Annotated in this window: 17 protein-coding genes and 4 tRNA genes; 20 read left to right on the plus strand and 1 reads right to left on the minus strand. The window is 65.9% G+C overall.

Annotated features, from left to right (window positions below; translation table 11 throughout):
- Nucleotides 1–2,102: 2,102 nt before the first annotated feature.
- From mnmG to V8Z80_RS12880, 19 genes are all read left to right on the plus strand, one after another.
- Nucleotides 2,103–4,019 (plus strand): tRNA uridine-5-carboxymethylaminomethyl(34) synthesis enzyme MnmG, encoded by a 1,917-nt coding sequence (gene mnmG, locus V8Z80_RS12790; RefSeq protein WP_336062213.1) that lies wholly within the window; start codon nucleotides 2,103–2,105, stop codon nucleotides 4,017–4,019.
- Between the two features lie 80 nt (nucleotides 4,020–4,099).
- Nucleotides 4,100–4,783 (plus strand): 16S rRNA (guanine(527)-N(7))-methyltransferase RsmG, encoded by a 684-nt coding sequence (gene rsmG, locus V8Z80_RS12795; RefSeq protein WP_336062214.1) that lies wholly within the window; start codon nucleotides 4,100–4,102, stop codon nucleotides 4,781–4,783.
- On the plus strand, nucleotides 4,780–5,574 hold the full coding sequence (locus V8Z80_RS12800) for a ParA family protein (RefSeq protein WP_336062216.1): 795 nt from the start codon (nucleotides 4,780–4,782) through the stop codon (nucleotides 5,572–5,574). The genes rsmG and V8Z80_RS12800 overlap by 4 nt, the downstream gene beginning before the upstream one ends.
- A gap of 47 nt (nucleotides 5,575–5,621) precedes the next feature.
- Complete coding sequence (locus V8Z80_RS12805) at nucleotides 5,622–6,539, plus strand: ParB/RepB/Spo0J family partition protein (protein ID WP_336062219.1); 918 nt, start codon at nucleotides 5,622–5,624, stop codon at nucleotides 6,537–6,539.
- Nucleotides 6,532–7,557: an asparaginase gene (locus V8Z80_RS12810; RefSeq protein ID WP_336062221.1), complete on the plus strand. Its 1,026-nt coding sequence runs from the start codon at nucleotides 6,532–6,534 to the stop codon at nucleotides 7,555–7,557. The genes V8Z80_RS12805 and V8Z80_RS12810 overlap by 8 nt, the downstream gene beginning before the upstream one ends.
- 90 nt (nucleotides 7,558–7,647) lie before the next feature.
- Nucleotides 7,648–7,734 (plus strand) — tRNA-Tyr (locus tag V8Z80_RS12815).
- Between the two features lie 182 nt (nucleotides 7,735–7,916).
- A tRNA-Gly gene (locus V8Z80_RS12820) sits at nucleotides 7,917–7,990 on the plus strand.
- 68 nt (nucleotides 7,991–8,058) lie between these two features.
- Nucleotides 8,059–8,133, plus strand: a tRNA-Thr gene (locus tag V8Z80_RS12825).
- Nucleotides 8,134–8,194: 61 nt separating this feature from the next.
- Nucleotides 8,195–9,385 (plus strand): elongation factor Tu, encoded by a 1,191-nt coding sequence (tuf, locus tag V8Z80_RS12830; RefSeq protein ID WP_155195503.1) that lies wholly within the window; start codon nucleotides 8,195–8,197, stop codon nucleotides 9,383–9,385.
- Nucleotides 9,386–9,595: 210 nt separating this feature from the next.
- Nucleotides 9,596–9,671: transfer RNA gene (locus V8Z80_RS12835), tRNA-Trp, on the plus strand.
- 48 nt (nucleotides 9,672–9,719) lie between these two features.
- Nucleotides 9,720–10,100 carry a preprotein translocase subunit SecE gene (gene secE, locus V8Z80_RS12840; RefSeq protein ID WP_155197442.1) on the plus strand — a complete coding sequence of 127 codons (381 nt, stop codon included), beginning with the start codon at nucleotides 9,720–9,722 and terminating at the stop codon, nucleotides 10,098–10,100.
- Between the two features lie 9 nt (nucleotides 10,101–10,109).
- A complete protein-coding gene (gene nusG, locus V8Z80_RS12845; protein ID WP_155197444.1) occupies nucleotides 10,110–10,643 on the plus strand; it encodes a transcription termination/antitermination protein NusG in 534 nt (177 codons plus the stop codon).
- Nucleotides 10,644–10,708: 65 nt separating this feature from the next.
- Nucleotides 10,709–11,140: a 50S ribosomal protein L11 gene (rplK, locus tag V8Z80_RS12850; RefSeq protein WP_336062224.1), complete on the plus strand. Its 432-nt coding sequence runs from the start codon at nucleotides 10,709–10,711 to the stop codon at nucleotides 11,138–11,140.
- Between the two features lie 2 nt (nucleotides 11,141–11,142).
- Nucleotides 11,143–11,850: a 50S ribosomal protein L1 gene (gene rplA / locus V8Z80_RS12855; RefSeq protein ID WP_155195525.1), complete on the plus strand. Its 708-nt coding sequence runs from the start codon at nucleotides 11,143–11,145 to the stop codon at nucleotides 11,848–11,850.
- Between the two features lie 328 nt (nucleotides 11,851–12,178).
- Nucleotides 12,179–12,703 (plus strand): 50S ribosomal protein L10, encoded by a 525-nt coding sequence (gene rplJ / locus V8Z80_RS12860; protein WP_336062227.1) that lies wholly within the window; start codon nucleotides 12,179–12,181, stop codon nucleotides 12,701–12,703.
- A gap of 79 nt (nucleotides 12,704–12,782) precedes the next feature.
- Nucleotides 12,783–13,166: a 50S ribosomal protein L7/L12 gene (gene rplL, locus V8Z80_RS12865; protein ID WP_155195524.1), complete on the plus strand. Its 384-nt coding sequence runs from the start codon at nucleotides 12,783–12,785 to the stop codon at nucleotides 13,164–13,166.
- 165 nt (nucleotides 13,167–13,331) lie between these two features.
- Nucleotides 13,332–17,444, plus strand: coding sequence for a DNA-directed RNA polymerase subunit beta (gene rpoB, locus V8Z80_RS12870; RefSeq protein ID WP_336062229.1), 4,113 nt, complete (start codon nucleotides 13,332–13,334; stop codon nucleotides 17,442–17,444).
- Nucleotides 17,444–21,694: a DNA-directed RNA polymerase subunit beta' gene (gene rpoC, locus V8Z80_RS12875; protein WP_155195522.1), complete on the plus strand. Its 4,251-nt coding sequence runs from the start codon at nucleotides 17,444–17,446 to the stop codon at nucleotides 21,692–21,694. The genes rpoB and rpoC overlap by 1 nt, the downstream gene beginning before the upstream one ends.
- 212 nt (nucleotides 21,695–21,906) lie before the next feature.
- Nucleotides 21,907–22,650 carry an SDR family oxidoreductase gene (locus V8Z80_RS12880; RefSeq protein ID WP_336062231.1) on the plus strand — a complete coding sequence of 248 codons (744 nt, stop codon included), beginning with the start codon at nucleotides 21,907–21,909 and terminating at the stop codon, nucleotides 22,648–22,650.
- Nucleotides 22,651–22,654: 4 nt separating this feature from the next.
- On the opposite strand, the gene V8Z80_RS12885 is transcribed toward V8Z80_RS12880, so the two are convergent.
- Nucleotides 22,655–23,797 (minus strand): GGDEF domain-containing protein, encoded by a 1,143-nt coding sequence (locus V8Z80_RS12885; protein WP_336062233.1) that lies wholly within the window; start codon nucleotides 23,795–23,797, stop codon nucleotides 22,655–22,657.
- 180 nt (nucleotides 23,798–23,977) lie between these two features.
- Here V8Z80_RS12885 and V8Z80_RS12890 point away from each other — a divergent pair, with 180 nt between their 5' ends.
- On the plus strand, nucleotides 23,978–24,928 hold the full coding sequence (locus tag V8Z80_RS12890; RefSeq protein WP_155195519.1) for a patatin-like phospholipase family protein: 951 nt from the start codon (nucleotides 23,978–23,980) through the stop codon (nucleotides 24,926–24,928).
- Nucleotides 24,929–24,961: the final 33 nt, after the last annotated feature.

Raw genomic sequence — 24,961 nt, forward strand, 5'->3', positions numbered from 1 at the left:
GTTGCGAATTGCGAGTTGCGAATTGCGAGCTGTCTGGCGGGTCGCGGCGTTTCCGTGAAACCGCAGGCTAGAAGGTCGCCAAAGACAGTCTTGTGCTAGCGGTTTTTCCCTATGACTGGGATGAACAGTGTTGCTGCTCGGCGTGTGGCGAGCCTTCCAGAATAAGGATCTCGTCCAGAGCGGGGCAGATGGCACAGGCCTGGAGGCTCCGCTATGTGGAGGCCAAGTTGGTCCTGCCATGCTGGGTTTTATGTTGGCCGGGCGGTGTGCCTATCGATTCCTGGCATGGTGGGCACGTTTCACGTGAAACGAACCCTGAATCGTCTGCCTTGTACTGTTGAACTTCATAGCGTGGGGACACAGGCCTTATTGGCATGAAGTGCGTGACGCCATCGCAGCGATATCCAGTGTCTCCGGCTGCATAGATGTTTGGCAATAAATAGCCAGGAATCTCTTGGTATTAAGCGGTGCCCTGCGCTTCGCTGGCATCCGTCTACCCAGCTGTCGTGGTCGGTGGACGGCAATGGGATCACTTCGGTATCGACTTTCCCGCTTGACTCTCGGTAGCAATACCCATGCGGGCTGTCCTGGTCTAGATGGTTTTGCGCCATGAGGCGCGGCGATATCGATCTGGGACTGCGGTATCCCCGGGGATGAAAGCTCTCGAAGGATCGTGGTACGGCTTCCGGTCTACGCCTTTTCCGCGGCGGACCGTGATAGAGACGTACCCCACATATCAAGCTCCTAAGGTGTGCACGGGCGTTACGTCAAAGAAACGATCCAGGCAACGAGTAGGAACAACGACGATTGGAGGAAACGACAGTAGAGGCGACCGTATGGGCAAGGAGCAGGGGCAACGAGTAGAGGCAACGAATAGAGGCAACGAATGGAGGCAACGAATGGAGGCAACGAATGGAGGCAACGAATGGAGGCAACGAATGGAGGCAACGAATGGAGACAACGAGCGTAGACAACGAGCGTAGACAACGAAGCAGGAGCAAAAAAGCCTCTAGCCGTTGGGCCTATATGGCAGCCCCAAGGCCGGCTCTTCGCCATCTGCGACGGGTTTCCTCTCTGCAATGTTCCACGTGAAACGTCCCGGCATGACCGTCACTGCCCGCTGCGATGAATGTAATTCGACCTTGGCTACAGAGCATCTGCGGGCATACAACCCGGCCCGCCTCTTGAGTCTTTTCCGGATATTGGCGTTTGCGTATGGACGGCGGTAAGAGGTTGAGAGCGTTCCACGTGAAACCACGAACCCGGTTTTACCGAGGCCGCCGCTCTTTCCTATGACGTACTGACTCCGCACGGAATATAGATGGAACGGTTCATCGCATTGCCCAAGCGCGTTTGTTCTAAGCAACGCTATAAGCGGCAAGGGTCAGCTTTGCCACTGCGCCGAGTAACGCGATTCCGCGAACGAATATCCATGTAGCTGCCTTGAGGCTGTCCCAATAGGACGCAAGAACAGAATCAGGGTGCGGCGATTTGAATTGACGAAAAGCGGAACGGGAAGCGGGAAGAGGCCGACAGGTGCCCCAGCCTGATCATGTTCCACGTGAAACGTCGGGGTTCCGGCCTGGTGTTGAAGAGACATGAGGCACAGTATCCGCATCTCTCAGTGCAATGTCATGACCAGCAGTACGCGCCAGAACTCATTCGCGTCGCGCTCGAGCTGCCATGATGCTGGGGCCCACGCTTTATCCGAGTCTGGTTCATGGCGCGGCGTTGGCGACCAATAAACCAAATGGGTGATCCCCCCGATGCGCCGCTTGCTGCGTCGCGGATCGAGGGCTTGCGGCGGCCACTTCAATGCAGCCCCAAGAGAGGAGATGAAGCCCAGCAGGGTAGAAAAGTCGAAGGGGTGGTCATCTCAACAGCGAATTCTCGGGAGGATTCCGATAAATCAGCACCAAAAAAATACGCCCAAACCGGAACGTACCGGGAGATGTATACAGGCGTGAAGATCACAGGCCCGCCGCCAAACGTCTTGCTTACCCAATAGTTCCGCGCCCTCGCCCTTGGTCAATGTTTCACGTGGAACGGGGATACCCCAAGGCTTATAATCCCTCTTTGATCTTTATTCTTTTCTCAGTTCCATGGATTTCCCTCGCGAATTCGACGTCATCGTTGTGGGTGGTGGCCATGCCGGTACGGAGGCAGCACTGGCTGCGGCCCGGGCAGGCAGCCAGACCTTGCTGTTGACCCACAACTTGGAAACCTTGGGCCAGATGTCCTGCAATCCCTCCATCGGCGGGATTGGCAAGGGACATCTGGTCAAGGAAATCGATGCGCTGGGCGGAGCCATGGCGTTGGCTACGGACGAAGCGGGCATCCAGTTCCGGATTCTCAACGGATCCAAAGGGCCGGCCGTGCGGGCCACGCGCGCGCAGGCCGACAGGGTGCTGTACCGCAAGGCGATCCGGACCCGCCTGGAGAATCAGCCCAATCTGTGGCTGTTCCAGCAGGCGGTGGACGACCTGATGCTGGAAGGCGAGCGGGTCGTAGGGGCGGTGACGCAGGTGGGCTTGCGCTTTCGGGCCCGCACCGTGGTGTTGACGGCCGGCACCTTCCTGAATGGCCGCATTCATGTCGGGCTGCAGAATTACTCCGGCGGTCGCGCCGGCGACCCCCCGGCCATTTCCCTGGGCCAGCGGCTCAAGGAAATGCAGCTGCCCCAGGGCCGGCTCAAGACAGGCACGCCCCCACGCATAGACGGTCGCACCATCGACTACTCACGCCTGGAAGCGCAGCCCGGCGACCTGGACCCGGTGCCGGTCTTTTCCTTCCTGGGCGACCCGTCCATGCACCCCCGGCAGCTGCCGTGCTGGATTACGCACACCAACAGTCGCACGCACGACATCATCCGCGGTGGCCTGGACCGCTCGCCGATGTACAGCGGCGTGATAGAAGGCATCGGGCCGCGCTACTGTCCGTCCATCGAGGACAAGGTGCATCGTTTTGCCGGCAAGGACTCGCACCAGGTCTTCCTGGAACCCGAAGGCCTGGATACCCACGAGATCTATCCCAACGGCGTTTCCACCAGCTTGCCCTTCGACGTGCAGCTGGCGCTCATCCAGTCGCTGCCCGGCCTGGAGCAGGCCCACATCCTGCGGCCCGGCTACGCGATCGAATACGACTATTTCGATCCTCGCGCCCTGAAAAGCACCTTGGAGACCAAGGCCATCCGCGGCCTGTTCTTTGCCGGCCAGATCAATGGCACCACGGGCTACGAAGAGGCGGCCGCCCAGGGCCTGCTGGCAGGCGTCAACGCGGCCCTGCTGGCCCAGGACAAGGAACCCTGGACGCCTCGTCGCGATGAGGCCTACCTGGGCGTGCTGGTCGATGACCTGGTCACGCGTGGCGTCACCGAACCGTACCGGATGTTCACTTCGCGCGCCGAATACCGGCTCAGCCTGCGCGAGGACAACGCCGACCTGCGCTTGACCGAAACCGGACGCAAGCTCGGGCTGGTGGATGATGTGCGCTGGGACGCATTCAATCGCAAGCGCGACCGCATCGAAGCGGAGGTCCAGCGCCTGCGTGCGACCTGGGTGCATCCTCGGCACTACACCCAGGAAGCCGCCACCGCCTTGCTCGGCAAACCCATAGAGCGTGAGTACTCACTATCAGATTTGCTGGCACGCCCTGGAGTTTCCTATGCCGAGCTGATGCGCGCCCCGGACGGCCACGGCAATCTGCTGGCCGGCCCCGGCCTGCCCGAGGGTCCCGAGGCCGAGCAGGTCGAGGTGCAGATCAAGTACGCCGGCTACATCGCCCGGCAGCAGGACGAAGTGCAAAAGCACGTGCGCCAGGAATCCCAGCCTATCCCCGCCGATATCGACTACGACGCGGTAACCAGCCTGTCTTTCGAGGTCCGGCAAAAGCTCAAGGCCGCCAGGCCCGAGACCATCGGGCAGGCCGCGCGCATTTCGGGCGTCACGCCGGCGGCGGTGTCGCTGCTGCTCATTCACCTGAAGCGGCTGCAATATGGTGCGCGCAAGCGGGCAGCCTGAAATGAAGCGCCTCCCACGTCCGCTGCGTACACTGGCCTCCAAGGGGGCGCATCGCCCCCTGGCGGCCTGGCGAGGCTGAGATGGCCGCTGTCGAACCAGGCGGCCAGCTGCGGCGGCTGCAGGCAGCGGCGCAGGCCTTGGACGTGCCGCTGGCGCCGGCCCAGGCGCAGCAGCTGCTGGACTACCTGGCGCAAATGCAGCGCTGGAACCGCACCTACAACCTGACGGCGCTGCGCGATCCCGAGCAGATGCTGGTGCAGCATGTCTTCGACAGCCTCTCGGTGGTGGCGCCGCTGGAGCGCGAACTGGCGCGCCAGGGCAGGGCGGCGCAGGCCTGCGTCATGGACGTGGGCTCGGGCGGCGGCTTGCCCGGCGTGGTCATCGCCGTCTGCAAGCCCGGCTGGTCGGTCTGCTGCGTGGACGCGGTGGAAAAAAAGACCGCCTTCGTGCGCCAGATGGGTGGCGCGCTCAAGCTGCCCAACCTGTCGGCCCGGCACTCGCGCATCGAGCAGCTCGACCCGGCCGCCTGCGACGTGGTGGTGTCGCGGGCGTTTGCATCCCTGCAGGATTTCTCTAGACTGGCGGGCCGGCACGTGCGGCCCGGCGGCTGGCTGCTGGCCATGAAGGGCCGCGATCCAGTCGATGAAACCGCGGCGCTCGAACAGGACGGCCAGTGGGCCGTCGCCCGGTCCGAGCCGCTGCATGTACCGGAGCTGCAGGCACAACGCTGCCTGATTTGGATGTGCCGCAAAGGAAACCCATGAACCAAGCCAAGCCCGCCTCCGCCCGCGTTTTCTGCATCGCCAACCAGAAAGGCGGCGTGGGCAAGACCACGACGGCCATCAATCTTGCCGCGGGCCTGGCCGCGCACAAGCAAAGGGTGCTGCTGGTCGACCTGGATCCCCAGGGCAATGCCACCATGGGTAGCGGCATAGACAAAAGCGCGCTGGCCTGCAACCTGTACCAGGTGCTGATCGGCGAGGCCACGGTCAAGCAGGCGGCCGTGCCTGCCGAGGCCGGCGGCTACGACGTGCTGCCGGCCAACCGCGAGCTGGCCGGCGCCGAGATCGACCTGGTGCAGATGGAAGACCGCGAGCAGCAGCTGCGCCACGCGCTGCAGGCGGTGGCGGGCGACTACGACTTCGTGCTGATCGACTGCCCGCCCACGCTGTCGCTGCTTACGCTCAACGGCCTGGCCGCCGCGCATGGGGTCATCATCCCGATGCAGTGCGAGTACTTCGCCCTGGAAGGCCTGTCCGACCTGGTCAACACCATCAAGCGGGTGCATCGCAACCTGAACGCGGACCTGCGCATCATCGGCTTGCTGCGCGTCATGTTCGACCCGCGCGTCACCTTGCAGCAGCAGGTTTCCGCACAGCTCGAATCGCATTTCGGCGACAAGGTGTTCTCCACCATCGTGCCGCGCAACGTGCGGCTGGCCGAGGCGCCCAGCCACGGGGTGCCGGGCGTGGTCTACGACCGCAGCTCGCGGGGCGCGAAGGCCTATCTCGATTTCGGCGCCGAAATGATCAAGCGGGTCAGGCAGCTCGACTGAGCCGCCGCATGCCCGCGCCACCCACCAAGAAAAGCAAGGACCCCACCATGGCAAGCAGAAAACCCAAAGGCCTGGGACGAGGACTGGATGCGCTGCTGGGCTCGGAAGGCCCGCCCCTGTCCGGCCTGGACAAGGAAGCCGGCGTCGAGCTGCCGCCCGCCGTATTGCCGGTGACCCGCATGCGGGCGGGCAAGTACCAGCCGCGCACCCACATGGACGAAGGCGCGCTCAACGAACTGGCCGAATCCATCCGTGCGCAGGGCGTCATGCAGCCCATCCTGGTCCGCCCGTTGGATGGCGAGGACAAGGGCAAGTACGAAATCATCGCCGGCGAACGGCGCTTTCGCGCCGCCAAGCTGGCGGGCCTGAAAGAAGTGCCCGTGCTGGTGCGCGAGGTGGCCGACGAGAACGCCGCGGTCATGGCGCTGATCGAGAACATCCAGCGCGAAGATCTGAACCCGCTGGAGGAAGCGCACGGCGTGCGCCGCCTGCTGGACGAATTCGGCCTGACGCACGAGCAGGCCGCACAGGCCATCGGGCGTTCGCGCTCGGCCACCAGCAACCTGCTGCGCCTGCTCAACCTGGCTCCGGCGGTGCAGACCATGCTGCTGGCCGGCGACATCGACATGGGCCACGCGCGCGCCCTGCTGGCGGTCGATGCCGCCACGCAGATCCTGCTGGCCAACCAGATCACCGCCCGGCGCCTGTCGGTGCGGGAGGCCGAAAAGCTCGTGGCTCGCGCGCTGCGCGAGGCCGAGGGCGGCGGCGCGGGCGGGCGCAAGAGCGCCGCGCCCAGCCGCGATGTCACGCGGCTCGAAGAGGCGCTGTCCGACCAGCTGGGCACGCGGGTCAGCCTGAAGGTGGGCACCAAGGAGCGCGGCCAGATCATCATTGATTTCCACGGCTGGGAGCACCTGTCCTCGCTGCTGGAAAAACAGGGCCTGTCGGGTGCCGTCGATGCCTGAGCAAGGCTGCCTCGCTGGCAAGGCGGACCAGCACCGGGAGCTGCCCCGCATCGCGCTGCTGGCCACCGGCGGGACCATCGCCGGCGCGCCGGCCGGGAACCTCGCCTACAAGGCCGGCGCCCTGCCGGCGCAGGCCTTGCTGCAGGCCGTGCCCGGCCTGGCGCGGCTGGCGCGCATCGAATGCGAGCAGGTCGCGGCCGTCGGCAGCCAGAACATGACCCTGGACGTATGGCGCGCCCTGGCCGCGCGCGCGCAGGCGCTGTGCGATGACGATGGGATCGCGGCCCTGGTGGTCACGCATGGCACCGACACCATGGAAGAGACGGCCTACCTGCTCAGCCTGGTGCTGCGCACCGACAAGCCCGTGGTGATGACCGGCGCCATGCGTCCGGCCGGGGCGCTGGGCGCGGACGGGCCGGCCAATCTGCATGCGGCCGTGGCGGTGGCCGCGCATCCCGGCGCGCGCGGGCGCGGCGTGCTGGTGGCCGTCAACGACCAGGTCTTTGCCGCTCGCGATATCCAGAAATCGGCGGCCAACGGCCTGTGCGCCTGGTCCTCGCCCGGACGCGGGCCGTGCGCCCACGTGCATGGCGAGCAAGTGGCCTGGCAGGCGCCCGCGGGCCGCCGCCACACGAGCGCCAGCCAGTTCGCTCCCTGGTCCGGCCAGATGGCGCGCGTGGGCGTGCTGTACGCGCATGCGGACATGGATCCGGCGTGGGTGCGCGCCATGCTCGATACGGGCGTGCAAGGCATGGTGCTGGCCGGCGTGGGCGATGGCAATGCCACCGACGCCGTGCTGCACGAACTGGCCCGGGCGGTGCGCCAGGGCGTGGCCGTGGTGCGCGCCACGCGCACCGGCAGCGGCGCGGTGCGGCGCAATGTCGAGGTGGACGACCAGGCCCTGGGCTTCGTGGCCGCCGGCGATCTCAACCCGCAAAAGGCGCGCATCCTGCTTGCGCTGGCCCTGACGCGCGATGCATCGCCCGGCTTCCTGCAGGATTGCTACGCGCAATACTGAAATCCGGGCTTGCCGCCCGCCCTGCGGGAAATCCCTGAAATTTGATTTGACACGCCGATAAAAACCACCCATAATCCTTAGTTCTCTTTCGGTGGGATGCCCGAGTGGTTAAAGGGGGCAGACTGTAAATCTGTTGGCCTTGCGCCTACGTTGGTTCGAATCCAACTCCCACCACCAGAGACCGGCGGCAAGCCGGGCTGGCTGGATCTTGGAGAGTACGCAGGCCGCGCAAGCAGGCCGCCTTCCGATGATCGCCGGGCCCGGGGCCAGGCAGGACCTTGCGGCGCTGCTTCACGCAGCGCCGTGTTTTGTCCGGCCCAGGCGCGCGGCTGGCGGCAGTGGTTGTGCGGGAACGAATCGCGGGTGTAGCTCAATGGTAGAGCAGAAGCCTTCCAAGCTTACGACGAGGGTTCGATTCCCTTCACCCGCTCCAGGTTTGCAGTAAGGCAGTAAAGGTTTTTTCCGGCGGCTGTGCGCGCAAGGCGCAAGGCCGACGGCAATGCCCATGTGGCTCAGTGGTAGAGCACTCCCTTGGTAAGGGAGAGGTCACGCGTTCGATCCGCGTCATGGGCACCATTAATTCCCAGTCTTCGGCGCTGCCGGGCAGCCCGAGGCTTCATCCAGTCAGGAGTCAGCCATGGCAAAAGGCAAGTTTGAGCGTACCAAGCCGCACGTGAACGTGGGTACGATTGGTCACGTTGACCACGGCAAAACGACGTTGACGGCTGCGATCACGACGGTGCTGTCGACCAAGTTCGGCGGAGAGGCCAAGGGTTACGACCAGATCGACGCGGCGCCCGAAGAGAAGGCGCGCGGCATCACGATCAACACGGCGCACGTGGAGTACGAGACCGAGTCGCGGCACTACGCGCACGTGGACTGCCCGGGCCACGCGGACTATGTGAAGAACATGATCACGGGTGCGGCGCAGATGGACGGGGCGATCCTGGTGGTTTCGGCCGCCGACGGCCCGATGCCGCAGACGCGCGAGCACATTCTGCTCTCGCGCCAGGTTGGCGTGCCGTACATCATCGTGTTCCTGAACAAGGCCGACATGGTCGATGACGCCGAGCTGCTCGAGCTGGTGGAAATGGAAGTTCGCGAGCTGCTGTCCAAGTACGATTTTCCGGGCGATGACACGCCGATCGTCAAGGGTTCGGCCAAGCTGGCGCTCGAGGGCGACAAGGGCGAGCTGGGCGAGCAGGCGATCCTGAAGCTGGCCGAGGCGCTGGACACGTACATTCCCACGCCCGAGCGTGCGGTCGACGGCACGTTCCTGATGCCTGTGGAAGACGTGTTCTCGATCTCGGGTCGCGGCACGGTGGTCACGGGGCGTGTGGAGCGCGGCGTGATCAAGGTGGGCGAGGAAATCGAGATCGTGGGCATCCGTCCGACGGTCAAGACGACCTGCACGGGCGTGGAAATGTTCCGCAAGCTGCTGGACCAGGGCCAGGCCGGGGACAACGTGGGCATTTTGCTGCGCGGCACCAAGCGCGAGGACGTCGAGCGCGGCCAGGTGCTGGCCAAGCCCGGCTCGATCAACCCGCACACGGACTTCACGGCCGAGGTGTACATCCTGTCCAAGGAAGAAGGCGGCCGCCACACGCCGTTTTTCAACGGCTATCGTCCGCAATTCTACTTCCGCACGACGGACGTGACGGGCACGATCGAGCTGCCGGCCGACAAGGAGATGGTGCTGCCGGGCGATAACGTGTCGATGACGGTCAAGCTGCTGGCGCCGATCGCCATGGAAGAAGGCCTGCGTTTCGCCATCCGCGAAGGCGGCCGTACCGTGGGCGCCGGCGTGGTCGCCAAGATCCTCAAGTAAGACCCGGCACAGGGCCGCCGGGCAGGCAAAAACGCCTTGCCAGCGGCTCTTGCCGGAAAGTAGTACGATAGGGGGTTGCCGCAAGGCAGCTTTCCAGTTTCGGCAGTCCGGCCGCCAGCCGCGGCAAGTCGCCGAAGCAGCAAAGGGACAGGCCATTCCTGCAGGGGCGGCCATCCCGTGCGCCAGGGCAACCCGGCGCCGAACAGGTCTAGGGGCATAGCTCAATTGGCAGAGCGTCGGTCTCCAAAACCGAAGGTTGGGGGTTCGATTCCCTCTGCCCCTGCCACCGCAATATTCCGCGGTCCGCGCCCTTAACGCGCTGCCGCGTTCAAAGATGACGAACACCAACGTAGAAACAGTAACCAGCACCATGGACCGGCTCAAGCTGGGCTTGGCGGTGCTCGTCATTATCGCGGGCATCGTCGGGTTCTCGGTTCTTGACGACCAGCCCATGGTGCTGCGCATCGGCGTGTTCATCGGCGGCCTGCTGCTGGCGGCGCTGATCGCCTGGTTCAGCGAGCCGGGCCGCCGGACCCTGAGCTTCGCCCAGGAATCCTATGGCGAGGTCAAGCGCGTGATTTGGCCGACCCGCAAGGAAACCGTGCAGATGACAGGCATCGTGTTCGCCTTCGTGGCGGTCATGGGCCTGTTCCTGTGGGTGGTCGACAAGATCATCGAGTGGCTGCTGTACGGTGTGTTGCTGGGTTGGAGCTGAGGACGACGCATGAGCAAACGTTGGTATGTCGTGCAGGTGTACTCCGGCATGGAGAAAAGCGTCCACAAGGCGCTGACCGAGCGTATCGAGCGCGCCGGCCTGCAGAACGAATTCGGCCGCATCCTGGTCCCGTCCGAAGAGGTCGTGGAAGTCAAGGGTGGCCAGAAATCCATCACCGAGCGCCGGATCTTCCCGGGCTACATCCTGGTCGAGCTCGAGCTCACGGATGAAACCTGGCATCTGGTCAAGAACACCAATCGGGTCACCGGCTTTCTGGGTGGCTCGAGCAACCGCCCCACCCCCATTTCCGAGAAGGAAGTGGAAAAGATCCTCTCCCAGATGGAAGAGGGGGTCGAAAAACCCCGCCCCAAGGTGCTGTTCGAAGTGGGCGAGATGGTGCGGGTCAAGGAAGGCCCTTTCGCAGACTTCAACGGCAACGTCGAGGATGTGAACTACGAAAAGAGCAAGGTGCGCGTGTCGGTCACCATCTTTGGCCGCGCCACGCCTGTCGAGCTCGATTTCAGCCAGGTCGAGAAGACCTGATTTTTCAACCCCGGGGAGTCCGTCGCGCCTGGCGCGAGGACGCTTGAACCCGCAAGGAGCAAAGCATGGCGAAGAAGATCGTCGGCTTTATCAAGCTGCAAGTGCCGGCTGGTAAGGCCAATCCCTCTCCCCCCATCGGTCCGGCGCTCGGTCAGCGCGGCCTGAACATCATGGAATTCTGCAAGGCGTTCAACGCCAAGACCCAGGGCATGGAGCCCGGTCTGCCGATTCCGGTGGTGATCACGGCCTTCGCCGACAAGAGCTTCACCTTCATCATGAAGACCCCGCCCGCGACGGTCCTCATCAAGAAGGCCGCCGGCGTGCAAAAGGGCTCGGCCAAGCCCCACACCGACAAGGTCGGCAACCTGACTCGCGCGCAAGCCGAGGAAATCGCCAAGACCAAGGAACCGGACCTGACCGCCGCCGACCTGGAAGCGGCCGTCCGCACGATCGCTGGCAGCGCCCGCAGCATGGGCATCACGGTTGAGGGAGTCTGATCATGGCAAAGCTGTCCAAACGTACCGCCGCCTTGCGCGCCAAGATCGACCGCACCAAGCTGTACCCGGTCTCCGAAGCCCTGGCCCTGGTCAAGGAAACCGCCACCGCCAAGTTCGATGAGTCCATCGACGTGGCCGTGCAGCTGGGCATCGACCCCAAGAAATCCGACCAGCTGGTGCGCGGCTCGGTCGTGCTGCCTGCCGGTACCGGCAAGAGCGTGCGCGTGGCCGTGTTCGCCCAGGGCGAAAAGGCCGAAGCCGCCCGTGCGGCCGGCGCCGACATCGTCGGCCTGGAAGACCTGGCCGAGCGCATCAAGGGCGGCCAGATCGACTTCGACGTGGTCATCGCCTCGCCCGACACCATGCGTGTGGTGGGCGCCCTGGGCCAGGTGCTCGGTCCCCGCGGCCTGATGCCCAACCCCAAGGTCGGCACCGTGACCCCCGACGTGGTCACCGCCGTGAAGAACGCCAAGGCCGGCCAGGTCCAGTACCGTACCGACAAGGCGGGCATCATCCACGCCACCATCGGCCGCGCCTCGTTCGGCGTCGAGCAGCTGCAGACCAACCTGGCCGCCCTGGTCGATGCGTTGAACAAAGCGCGTCCCGCGGCGTCCAAGGGTGTGTACCTGCGCAAGCTCGCCGTGTCCTCCACCATGGGTGGCGGCGCACGTGTCGAACTGGCTTCGCTGACCGCTGGTCCCTCGGCCTGACGCGTAGCGCCAGACCGGCATCAGTACCTACGCTGCATAGTTTTAAAAGACTTTGGGCTGCATCCGGATCTATCCGGATGTTGCTGTCAAAGACCGCTGGAGCGCCAAGCGCCCGCGATGGAGTCCCCGCCCGCCGGCCCGGCCGGCGCGCGGCCATCGCGGGGCGGCAAGGGGCTTAATCCCGGTCCGGGCAACCGGCCGGATCCAGCGCAGACGGCGTCCCACGGAAGATTTCTTTACCCGAAGAACTCGACCAGGTTCGCCGCATTCGGTTGACGCATAAGAGGCACCCTGCCTCGGAAGCGTCGTTTGATGGAGTGTTCAAACCGTGAGTCTCAATCGTCAAGAGAAAGCGGTAGTCATCGAGGAAGTCTCGGCGGAAGTCGCCAAGGCCCAATCGATCGTTATCGCCGAGTATCGTGGTCTGGACGTTGCCTCTGTCACCGTACTGCGCAAGACTGCGCGTGAATCGGGCGTGTACCTGCGTGTTCTGAAGAACACGCTGGCCCGTCGTGCGGTTGCCGGCACGGCTTTCGAGCCGCTGGCCGAGCAACTGACCGGTCCGCTGATCTATGGCATCAGCGCCGACCCGGTCGCGGCGGCCAAGGTGCTCGCGGATTTCGCCAAGAGCAACGACAAGCTGGTCATCAAGGGCGGTTCGCTGCCCAACAGCCTGCTGTCGCAAGAAGGCGTGAAGGCCCTGGCCACCATGCCCTCGCGCGAAGAGCTGCTCTCGAAACTGCTGGGCACCATGCAAGCCCCGATCGCGCAATTCGTACGTACGCTCAACGAAGTTCCGACCAAGTTCGTGCGCGGCCTTGCCGCCGTGCGCGACCAGAAGGCCGAAGCGTAAGCGCGGCCCGCAACCCGGAATTTCGCCGACGGGCGACCCCCATACCTGGCATTTATCCAATACCTGGAGTTCTTAGAAAATGGCACTGAACAAAGCTGAAATCCTTGACGCCATCGCTGGCATGACCGTGCTCGAACTGTCCGAGCTGATCAAGGAAATGGAAGAGAAGTTTGGCGTGTCGGCCGCTGCCGCCGCCGTGGCCGTTGCCGCCCCCGCCGCTGGCGGCGCCGGCGCTGCCGCTGCCGAAGAGCAGACCGAGTTCAACGTCGTGCTGGTCGAAGCCGGCGCCAACAAGGTCAGCGTCATCAAGGCCGTGCGCGAACTGACGGGCCTGGGCCTGAAGGAAGCCAAGGACCTGGTCGACGGCGCGCCCAAGCCTGTCAAGGAAGGCATCGCCAAGGCCGACGCCGAAGCTGCCAAGAAGAAGCTGGAAGAAGCCGGCGCCAAGGTCGAACTCAAGTAAGACCTGGTTCGGTTTGCCCGGGGAAGGTGCTGTTTTGCCCTCCCCGGGCTTTTGCGTTTCCAGGAAACCCCTCTTTGCCAGAGGGGTCAAGCCCGAGTGGGGTTTCCTGGAGTCGTACCCCAGGGCCGTGGTTGACGGCCCATGTAACCTCGAGTCGGAGTGCTCATGCCTTACTCGTTTACCGAAAAAAAGCGCATCCGCAAAAGCTTTGCCAAGCGTGAGGACGTGCAGAACGTGCCGTTCCTGTTGGCAACACAGCTGCAATCCTACCTAACTTTCCTGCAAGCCGATACCCCGCCGTCGGCTCGCAAGGACGAAGGCTTGCAAGCCGCGTTTACGTCCATCTTCCCCATCGTCAGCCACAACCAGATGGCGCGCCTGGAATTCGTCAGCTATGTGCTGGGCGAGCCGGTGTTCGACGTCAAGGAATGCCAGCAACGCGGATTGACCTACGCGTCGCCCCTGCGCGCGAAGGTGCGCCTGGTGCTGCTCGACCGCGAGGTCAGCAAGCCCACGGTCAAGGAAGTCAAGGAGCAGGAAGTGTACATGGGCGAGATCCCGCTCATGACCGGCACCGGCTCTTTCGTCATCAACGGCACCGAGCGCGTCATCGTCTCGCAGCTGCACCGCTCGCCGGGCGTGTTCTTCGAACACGACCGCGGCAAGACCCACAGCTCCGGCAAGCTGCTGTTCTCGGCCCGCGTGATTCCCTACCGCGGCTCGTGGCTGGACTTCGAGTTCGACCCCAAGGACATCCTGTTCTTCCGCGTCGACCGCCGCCGCAAGATGCCCGTGACCATCCTGCTCAAGGCCATCGGCATGACCAACGAGGCCATCCTGGCGCACTTCTTCGACTTCGACAGCTTCGAGTTGAAGAGCGAAGGCGGCCAGATGGAGTTCGTGCCCGAGCGCTGGAAGGGCGAGGTGGCCCGCTTTGACGTGACCGGCCGCGATGGCAAGGTCATCGTCGAGAAGGACAAGCGCATCAACGCCAAGCACCTGCGCGAGATGTCGGCCGCCGGCATCGAGCGCATTTCCGTGCCCGAGGACTTCCTGGTCGGCCGCGTGCTGGCCAAGAACGTGGTCGATCCCGAGACCGGCGAAGTGCTGGCCAACGCCAACGACGAGATCACCGAATCGCTGCTGGCCACGCTGCGCGAGGCCGGCGTGCGCGAGCTGCAGACGCTCTACACCAACGACCTGGACCGCGGCCCCTACATCTCGCAGACGCTGCGCACCGACGAGACCGCCGACCAGACGGCCGCCCGCGTGGCCATCTACCGCATGATGCGTCCCGGCGAGCCGCCCACCGAGGAAGCCGTCGAGGCCCTGTTCCAGCGCCTGTTCTACAGCGAGGACGCCTACGACCTGTCGCGCGTGGGCCGCATGAAGGTCAACAGCCGCCTGGGTCGCGGCGACGACATCACCGGTCCGCTGACCCTGACCAACGAGGACATCGTCGACACCATCAAGGTGCTGGTCGAGCTGCGCAACGGCCGCGGCCAGATCGACGATATCGACCACCTGGGCAACCGCCGCGTGCGCTGCGTGGGCGAGCTGGCCGAGAACCAGTTCCGCGCCGGCCTGGTGCGTGTCGAGCGCGCCGTCAAGGAGCGCCTGGGCCAGGCCGAGACCGAAAACCTGATGCCGCACGACCTGATCAACTCCAAGCCGATCTCGGCCGCGATCAAGGAGTTCTTCGGTTCGAGCCAGCTCTCGCAGTTCATGGACCAGACCAACCCGCTGTCCGAGATCACGCACAAGCGGCGCGTCTCGGCCCTGGGTCCGGGCGGCCTGACGCGCGAGCGCGCCGGCTTCGAGGTGCGCGACGTGCACCCGACCCACTACGGCCGCGTCTGCCCCATCGAGACGCCCGAAGGCCCGAACATCGGCCTGATCAACTCGATGGCGCTGTATGCCCGCCTGAACGAATACGGCTTCCTGGAGACGCCGTACCGCAAGGTGGTGGACGGCAAGGTCACCGACCAGATCGAATACCTGTCGGCCATCGAGGAAAGCCGCTACGTCATCGCCCAGGCCAACGCGCGCCTGGACGACGAAGGCGGCTTTGCCGACGACCTGGTGGCCTGCCGCCAGGCCGGCGAGACCATGCTGACCTCGGGCGCGAACGTGCACTACATGGACGTGGCGCCGTCGCAGATCGTGTCGGTGGCCGCCTCGCTGATCCCCTTCCTGGAGCATGACGACGCCAACCGCGCGCTGATGGGCTCGAACATGCAGCGCCAGGCCGTGCCTTGCCTGCGTCCGGAAAAACCCGTGGTGGGCACCGGCATCGAGCGCACCGTGGCGGTCGACTCGGGCACCACCGTGCAGGCCCTGCGCGGCGGCGTGGTCGATCACGTCGACGCCGAGCGCGTGGTGATCCGCGTCAACGACGACGAGAACGTCGCCGGCGAAGTGGGCGTGGACATCTACAACCTGATCAAGTACACCCGTTCGAACCAGAACACGAACATCAACCAGCGTCCCGTGGTGCGCCGCGGCGACCGCGTCGCCAAGGGCGACGTGCTGGCCGACGGCGCCTCGACCGACCTGGGCGAACTGGCGCTGGGCCAGAACATGCTGATCGCGTTCATGCCCTGGAACGGCTACAACTTCGAGGACTCGATCCTGATCTCCGAGAACGTGGTGGCCGACGACCGCTACACCTCGATCCACATCGAGGAGCTGACCGTGGTCGCGCGCGACACCAAGCTCGGGCCGGAAGAGATCACCCGCGACATCAGCAACCTGCCGGAAGTGCAGCTGAACCGCCTGGACGAGTCGGGCATCGTGCACATCGGCGCCGAAGTGCGCGCCGACGACGTGCTGGTGGGCAAGGTCACGCCCAAGGGCGAGACCCAGCTCACCCCGGAAGAAAAACTGCTGCGCGCCATCTTCGGCGAGAAGGCCTCGGACGTGAAGGACACCTCGCTGCGCGTGCCCTCGGGCATGGTGGGCACGGTGATCGACGTGCAGGTGTTCACCCGCGAAGGCATCGTGCGCGACAAGCGCGCCCAGTCGATCATCGACGACGAGCTGCGCCGCTACCGCCAGGACCTGAACGACCAGCTGCGCATCGTCGAGAACGACACCTTCGACCGTATCGAGAAGATCCTGGTCGGCAAGATCGTCAACGGCGGCCCGCGCAAGCTGGCCAAGGGCGCCACGATCACCCGCGAATACCTCGCCGACCTGGACCGCTGGCAGTGGTTCGACCTCCGCCTGGCCGACGAGGCCCATGCGGTGGTGCTCGAACAGGCCAAGGAGTCGCTCGAGCAGAAGCGCCACCAGTTCGACCTGGCCTTCGAGGAAAAGCGCAAGAAGCTCACGCAGGGCGACGAGCTGCCGCCGGGCGTGCTCAAGATGATCAAGGTCTACCTGGCCGTCAAGCGCCGCCTGCAGCCGGGCGACAAGATGGCCGGCCGCCACGGCAACAAGGGCGTGGTCTCGCGCATCGTGCCGGTCGAGGACATGCCGCACATGGCCGACGGCACCCCCGCCGACATCGTGCTCAACCCGCTGGGCGTGCCCTCGCGGATGAACGTGGGCCAGGTGCTGGAAGTGCACCTGGGCTGGGCCGCCAAGGGCGTGGGCTACCGCATCGCCGACATGCTGCGCGACGAGCAGAAGATCGAGATCAGGAAGCTGCGCGCCTACCTGGAAAAGGTCTACAACTCGACCGGCACCGGCGCGCGCATCGACGAGCTCAATGACGACGAGCTGCTCGAGATGGCTCACAACCTCAAGCGCGGCGTGCCGTTCGCCACGCCGGTGTTCGACGGCGCGACCGAAGAGGAAATCGGCAAGATGCTGGAGCTGGCCTACCCCGACGAGGTGGCCGAGCGCCTGCAGCTGACCGAGACCCGGGCCCAGGCCTGGCTGTTCGACGGGCGCACCGGCGAGAAATTCGAGCGTCCGGTGACCGTGGGCTACATGCACATGCTCAAGCTGCACCACTTGGTCGACGACAAGATGCACGCCCGCTCGACCGGCCCGTACTCGCTCGTCACCCAGCAGCCGCTGGGCGGCAAGGCGCAGTTCGGCGGCCAGCGTTTCGGCGAAATGGAAGTGTGGGCGCTGGAAGCCTATGGCGCCGCGTACACGCTGCAGGAAATGCTGACGGTCAAGTCCGACGACATCAACGGCCGTACCAAGGTTTACGAAAACATCGTCAAGGGCGACCACACCATCGATGCGGGCATGCCCGAATCGTTCAACGTGCTGGTCAAGGAAATCCGTTCCCTCGCCCTCGACATGGATCTGGAGCGTAACTAATGAAAGCGCTACTCGACCTTTTCAAGCAAGTCTCGCAAGACGACCAGTTCGACGCCATCAAGGTCGGGCTGGCCTCGCCCGAGAAAATCCGTTCGTGGTCGTATGGCGAGGTGCGCAAGCCCGAAACCATCAACTACCGTACCTTCAAGCCCGAGCGCGACGGCCTGTTCTGCGCCAAGATCTTCGGCCCGATCAAGGACTACGAGTGCCTGTGCGGCAAGTACAAGCGCCTGAAGCACCGCGGCGTGATCTGCGAGAAGTGCGGCGTGGAGGTCACGGTGGCCAAGGTGCGCCGCGAGCGCATGGGCCACATCGAGCTGGCCAGCCCCGTCGCGCACATCTGGTTCCTCAAGAGCCTGCCCTCGCGCCTGGGCATGGTGCTGGACATGACGCTGCGCGACATCGAGCGCGTGCTGTACTTCGAGGCCTGGTGCGTGATCGAGCCGGGCATGACGCCGCTCAAGCGCGGCCAGATCATGTCCGATGACGACTACCTGTCCAAGACCGAAGAGTACGGCGACGACTTCCGCGCCCTGATGGGCGCCGAGGCCGTGCGCGAGCTGCTGCGCACCATCGACATCGACCGCGAGGTCGAGACCCTGCGCGGCGAGCTCAAGGCCACGTCGTCCGACGCCAAGATCAAGAAGATCTCCAAGCGCCTGAAGGTGCTCGAAGGCTTCCAGAAGTCGGGCATCAAGCCCGACTGGATGGTCATGGACGTGCTGCCCGTGCTGCCGCCGGACCTGCGTCCGCTGGTGCCGCTGGACGGCGGGCGCTTCGCGACCTCCGACCTGAACGACCTGTACCGCCGCGTCATCAACCGCAACAACCGCTTGAAGCGCCTGCTGGAGCTCAAGGCGCCCGAGATCATCCTGCGCAACGAAAAGCGCATGCTGCAGGAATCGGTCGACTCGCTGCTGGACAACGGCCGCCGCGGCAAGGCCATGACCGGCGCCAACAAGCGCCAGCTCAAGTCGCTGGCCGACATGATCAAGGGCAAGAGCGGGCGCTTCCGCCAGAACCTGCTGGGCAAGCGCGTGGACTACTCGGGCCGTTCGGTCATCGTGGTGGGCCCGCAGCTCAAGCTGCACCAGTGCGGCCTGCCCAAGCTGATGGCGCTGGAGCTGTTCAAGCCCTTCATCTTCAATCGCCTGGAGATGATGGGGCTGGCCACGACCATCAAGGCCGCCAAGAAGCTGGTGGAAAGCCAGGAGCCGGTGGTGTGGGACATCCTCGAAGAGGTGATCCGCGAGCATCCCGTGATGCTCAACCGCGCGCCGACGCTGCACCGCCTGGGCATCCAGGCGTTCGAGCCGGTGCTGATCGAAGGCAAGGCCATCCAGCTGCACCCGCTGGTGTGCGCGGCGTTCAACGCCGACTTCGACGGCGACCAGATGGCCGTGCACGTGCCGCTGTCGCTGGAAGCGCAGATGGAAGCCCGCACGCTGATGCTGGCCTCCAACAACGTGCTGTTCCCGGCCAACGGCGATCCGTCGATCGTGCCCTCGCAGGACATCGTGCTGGGCCTGTACTACGCCACGCGCGAGCGCATCAACGGCAAGGGCGAAGGCATGTTCTTCACCGACGTGTCCGAAGTGCTGCGCGCCTACGACAACAAGGAAGTCGAGCTGCAGACCCGCATCACCGTGCGCCTGAAGGAATACACGCGCGATGAGAACGGCGAATGGCAGGCGCAGGTCAACCGCGTCGAGACCACGGTCGGGCGCGCCATCCTGTCGGAAATCCTGCCGCGCGGCCTGCCCTTCTCGGTGCTGAACAAGCCCCTGAAGAAGAAGGAGATCTCGCGCCTGATCAACCAGTCGTTCCGCCGCTGCGGCCTGCGCGACACGGTGATCTTCGCCGACAAGCTGATGCAGTCGGGTTTCCGCCTGGCCACGCGCGGCGGCATCTCGATCGCCATGAGCGACATGCTGATCCCCAAGGTCAAGGAAGACATCCTGGCCGAGGCCAGCCGCGAGGTGAAGGAAATCGACAAGCAGTACTCGTCGGGCCTGGTGACCTCGCAGGAGCGCTACAACAACGTCGTGGACATCTGGGGCAAGGCCGGCGACAAGGTCGGCAAGGCCATGATGGAGCAGCTGGCCACCGAGCCGGTGGTCAACCGCCACGGCGAGGAAGTGCGCCAGGAATCCTTCAACTCCATCTACATGATGGCCGACTCGGGCGCGCGCGGCTCGGCCGCGCAGATCCGCCAGCTGGCCGGCATGCGCGGCCTGATGGCCAAGCCCGACGGCTCGATCATCGAGACGCCCATCACGGCGAACTTCCGCGAAGGCCTGAACGTACTGCAGTACTTCATCTCGACCCACGGCGCCCGTAAGGGCCTGGCCGATACGGCGCTCAAGACCGCCAACTCGGGCTACCTGACCCGCCGCCTGGTGGACGTGACGCAGGACCTGGTCATCACCGAGGACGATTGCGGCACCTCGCTGGGCTACGTGATGAAGGCGCTGGTCGAAGGCGGCGAAGTCATCGAGCCGCTGCGCGACCGCATCCTGGGCCGCGTGGCCGCGACCGACATCGTCAACCCCGACACGCAGGAAACCGTGTTTGCCGCCGGCAGCCTGCTGGACGAGGACGCCGTGGAGGTCATCGACCGCCTGGGCGTGGACGAGGTCAAGGTTCGCACGCCGCTGACCTGCGAAACCCGCCGCGGCCTGTGCGCGCACTGCTACGGCCGCGACCTGGGCCGCGGCTCGATGGTCAACGTGGGCGAGGCCGTGGGCGTGATCGCCGCGCAGTCGATCGGCGAGCCCGGCACGCAGCTGACGATGCGGACCTTCCACATCGGCGGCGCGGCTTCGCGCGCGGCCATGGCCAGCGCCGTGGAGACCAAGTCCAACGGCACCGTGGCCTTTGCCAGCACGATGCGCTATGTCACCAACGCCAAGGGCGAGCGCGTGGCCATCTCGCGTTCGGGCGAGATCGTCATCAGCGATGACAACGGCCGCGAGCGCGAACGCCACAAGGTGCCCTACGGCGCCACGGTGCTGGTGGGCGACGGCGAGGCCGTCAAGGCCGGCGCCCGCCTGGCGACCTGGGATCCGCTGACCCGCCCGATCGTCTCCGAGTACGCCGGTTCGGTGCGCTTCGAGAACATCGAGGAAGGCGCCACGGTGGCCAAGCAGGTGGACGAGGTCACCGGCCTGTCGACCCTGGTGGTCATCACGCCCAAGAGCCGCAGCGGCAAGGCCGCCCAGCGTCCGCAGATCAAGCTGATCAACGAGACCGGCGAGGAAGTGAAGATCGCCGGCACCGATCATCCGGTGAACATCTCGTTCCCGGTCGGCGCGCTGATCACGGTGCGCGACGGCCAGCAGGTGGCGGTCGGCGAGGTGCTGGCGCGTATCCCGCAGGAATCGCAAAAGACCCGCGACATCACCGGCGGCCTGCCGCGCGTGGCCGAGCTGTTCGAGGCCCGTTCGCCCAAGGACGCCGGCATGCTGGCCGAGGTGACCGGCACGGTTTCCTTCGGCAAGGACACCAAGGGCAAGCAGCGCCTGGTCATCACCGACCTGGACGGCGTGAGCCACGAGTTCCTGATTCCCAAGGAAAAGCAGGTGCTGGTGCACGACGGCCAGGTGGTGAACAAGGGCGAGATGATCGTGGACGGCCCGGCCGATCCGCACGACATCCTGCGCCTGCAGGGCATCGAGAAGCTGGCGACCTACATCGTCGACGAAGTGCAGGACGTCTACCGCCTGCAAGGCGTGAAGATCAACGACAAGCACATCGAAGTGATCGTGCGCCAGATGCTGCGGCGCGTGAACATCGTCGATGCCGGCGACACCGGCTTCATCCCCGGCGAGCAGGTCGAGCGCTCGGAGATGCTCAACGAGAACGACCGCGTCATCGCCGAGGACAAGGTGCCGGCCACGTACGAGAACGTGCTGCTGGGCATCACCAAGGCTTCGCTGTCGACCGATTCGTTCATCTCCGCCGCGTCCTTCCAGGAAACCACCCGCGTGCTGACCGAGGCTGCCATCATGGGCAAGCGCGACGACCTGCGCGGCCTGAAGGAAAACGTCATCGTCGGCCGCCTGATCCCTGCCGGTACCGGTATGTCCTACCATACCGCCCGCAAGGACAAGGAAGCGCTGGAGGTGGCCGAACGCGAAGCGGCCCGTGCGCTGGCCAATCCTTTCGAGGATGCGCCGGTGTCGGTGGGCAGCGACGACGCGGCCGAGGGCGATGCCGGCCAGGGCGGCCAGGAGCCCGACGCGGGCTGACCTGGGTCCGGACGGGGCGGCGAGCCGCCCCGGGGCCATCCGAAACCCCGCATGCGCCTGGCGCGTGCGGGGTTTTTTTTCGGCCATGGCACCCGTCATTCATTGTTCCACCGGGTTGAATTGACCTGCCAAGTCGCGCTTCTTTATCCCAGTTCGGTAAACAAGAACAATGGCTCCATCGGACTGTGTCCTTTCTTGATACGGAGCATCCCATGCGTACGAACGAAACCGGCCGGGTCGCCCTGGTGACCGGCGGCTCGCGTGGCATCGGCGGGGCCATCAGCCGCCGCCTGGCCGCCGACGGCCTGGCCGTTGCCGTCAACTATGCCGGCAACGCCGCCAAGGCGCAGGAGACCGTCGCCGCCATCGAAGCGGCCGGCGGCAAGGCCATCGCCATCCAGGGCGACGTGGGCGACCCGGCCGAGGTGGCCGCGCTGTTCGAGCGCACCTGCCAAGCCTTCGGCCGCATCGACGTGGTGGTCAACAGCGCCGGCATCATGCCGATGGCGCCGGTCGCCCCGGACAGCCTGGCCGATTTCGACAAGGTCATCGCCACCAACCTGCGCGGGGCCTTTCTCGTGCTGGCCCATGCCGCCGCCAGCCTTGGCCAGGGCGGACGGATCATCGCCCTGTCCACCAGCGTGATCGCCAGGTCGTTTCCGTCCTACGGCCCCTACATCGCCTCGAAGGCGGGGGTCGAAGGCCTGGTCCGCGTGCTGGCCAACGAGCTGCGCGGGCGCGGCATCACCGTCAACGCGGTCGCCCCGGGCCCGGTCGGCACCGAGCTGTTCCTGGAGGGCAAGAGCCCGGAGCAGGTTGCCCGTATCGCCGAGCTTGCTCCGCTGCAGCGCCTGGGCACCCCGCAGGAGATCGCCGCCGTGGTGTCGTTCCTGAGCGGCCCGGACGGCGCGTGGGTCAACGCCCAGGTGCTGCGCGCCAACGGCGGCTTCGCCTGAGCGCCTAGGGCCCGGCGACCCGGTTGCGGCCCCGGCGCTTGGCTTCGTACAGCAGCGCGTCGGCGCGGGCATAGAGGGCGCCCCAATCGTCCCCGGGCTCGGCCAGCGCCACGCCGAAACTGGCGCTGACCGGCGGCAGCCCCGGGCGGGCCGCATGGCAGGCCAGCACGGCCAGGCGCTGGCGTTCGGCCAGGCGGCAGGCCTGCTGCGCGTGCGAGCCGGCCACGAAGGTGGCGAATTCCTCGCCGCCCAGGCGGCCCAGCAGGTCGTGGGCGCGGACGGTATGGCGCAGCGCGTGGGCGACCGCGCCCAGCACCACGTCGCCGGCGGGATGGCCATGGGTGTCGTTGATCTGCTTGAAGTGGTCGACGTCGCAAAGGATCAGCGCGCCGGATCCGGGCCGGCCTTGCAGCAGCGGGACGATGCGCTCCAGGAAAGCCCGGCGGTTGAGCAGGCCGGTCAGGCCGTCCTGGTCGCGTTCGCGCCGCAGCGCCTCCAGGATGTCGTGGACGCAGGCCGCCAGCATGGCCAGCGCCAGGGCCGTGCCCAGCACCGCCAGCGACAGCTGCAGGGTTTGCCAGAACGCCGAATCGGCAAAGGCCCGCGCGTCGGCAGGCGCCTGAAAGCCGATGGTCAGCAGCGTGCGCGGGAAGAATTGCAAGGCAAAGCCCAGCAGCACCCAGAACAGCACCCGGTCGGCGATGCGCGCGCGGGCCAGGTGGCGCACGCGCCAGGCGCAGGCGGTCAGCAGCAGCCCGTAGCCGAAATTCTGGATGTAGACGCGCGCGAGCAGGTTGCGGTCTACATAGAAGAAATAGGCCAGCAGCAGCGTGAAGGCGGCCAGGATGGCCAGGCCGGTGCGCCAGGCCGCGGGCCGCCCCGCGCGCAGCAGCAGGCCTTGCGACACCAGCAGCAGCGCCAGCGTGTACAGCGCGCCCGAGACCAGGGCGTTGGGGCCGGTGCCGGCGGGCAGGTGCAGGATCTGCGAGAGCGCGCCCAGCGTGAAGGTCCAGCAGCCGGCGGCCATGTACAGGACGTGGCCGCGGCGGCGGTCGAGCAGCCAGGTGCAGGCGAAGGCCAGCCCGAAAAGGAAAAGCACCCCGGGCCCGATCAGGGACAGGGTGACACGGACGACGCTACCGTCCATGGGCGGGCGGCGCCGGGCAAGCCGTCGTGATGGAAATGGGCATGGCAGGGATTATAGGAAGCGGGCACCGCCGCGGCCGGCGCGCCAGGCTCGATATGTCCGCCCGCACCCTGGCACACTACCGCTACGCGCCGCCTGCCGCTTTGCGCAGGCGCGCCTGCTTTCCTGGAGGATCCAAGCATGAACTACCGTCCCCGGATCGGCCTGGCGCTGGGCAGCGGCTCGGCCCGCGGCTGGTCGCACATCGGCGTGATCCGCGCGCTCGAGCGCGCGGGGCTGGCGCCCGACGTGGTGTGCGGCACCTCCATCGGCGCGCTGGTGGGCGCCATCTATGCGGCGGGCCGGCTCGACTGGCTGGCCGAATGGGTGGGCAAGCTGACCTGGCCGGGCGTGGTGGCCATGCTGGACCTGCGCATGGGCGGAGGCCTGATCGAGGGCGGGCGGCTGGTGCGTTTTTTCCAGTCCCACTTCGAGGACCGGGGCATGGAGCAGCTGTCCAAGCCCTTTGCCTGCGTGGCCACCGAACTGGCCACCGGGCGCGAAATCTGGCTGCGCGAAGGCCCGGTGATCGAGGCCGTGCGGGCCTCGATGGCGCTGCCGGGCCTGTTCACGCCGGCCCAGCAGGACGGCCGCCTGCTCGTGGACGGCGGCCTGGTCAATCCGGTGCCGGTATCGCTGTGCCGGGCCATGGGCGCGGAAGTGGTCATCGCCGTGGACCTGAACTGGGACCTGGTGGGCCGGCGCAGCCGCACGTCGGCCGCGGCGGCCGCGCCGGCCGACGAGGGGTCCGGGATGCTGGCCATGCTGCTGGGCAAGCTGCGGCCCGCCGCGCGCGGCCCCAGCCAGCCGGGCCCGACGCCGGAAATGCCCTCGCTGCTGGACGTGCTGGGCACCAGCCTGAACATCATGCAGGTGCGCATCACGCAAAGCCGCCTGGCCGGCGAGCCGGCCGATGCCGTGATACGGCCCAGGCTGTCGGACATCGCCGCCATGGACTACCACCGCGCCGCGCAGGCCATGGCCGAAGGCGAGCGCGCGGCCCAGCGGGCCCTGCCGCTGATCCGCGACCTGCTGTGGCACGGCGAGCCGGGCGTAGCGGCCGAGGGAGCCGACGACGCGGCCGCGCCCTGAAAGTTCTGCGATTTTTAGCCGGCTTGACAGTTC

This window comes from Orrella sp. JC864 (assembly GCF_037026685.1).
Lineage (GTDB): Bacteria > Pseudomonadota > Gammaproteobacteria > Burkholderiales > Burkholderiaceae_B > Orrella.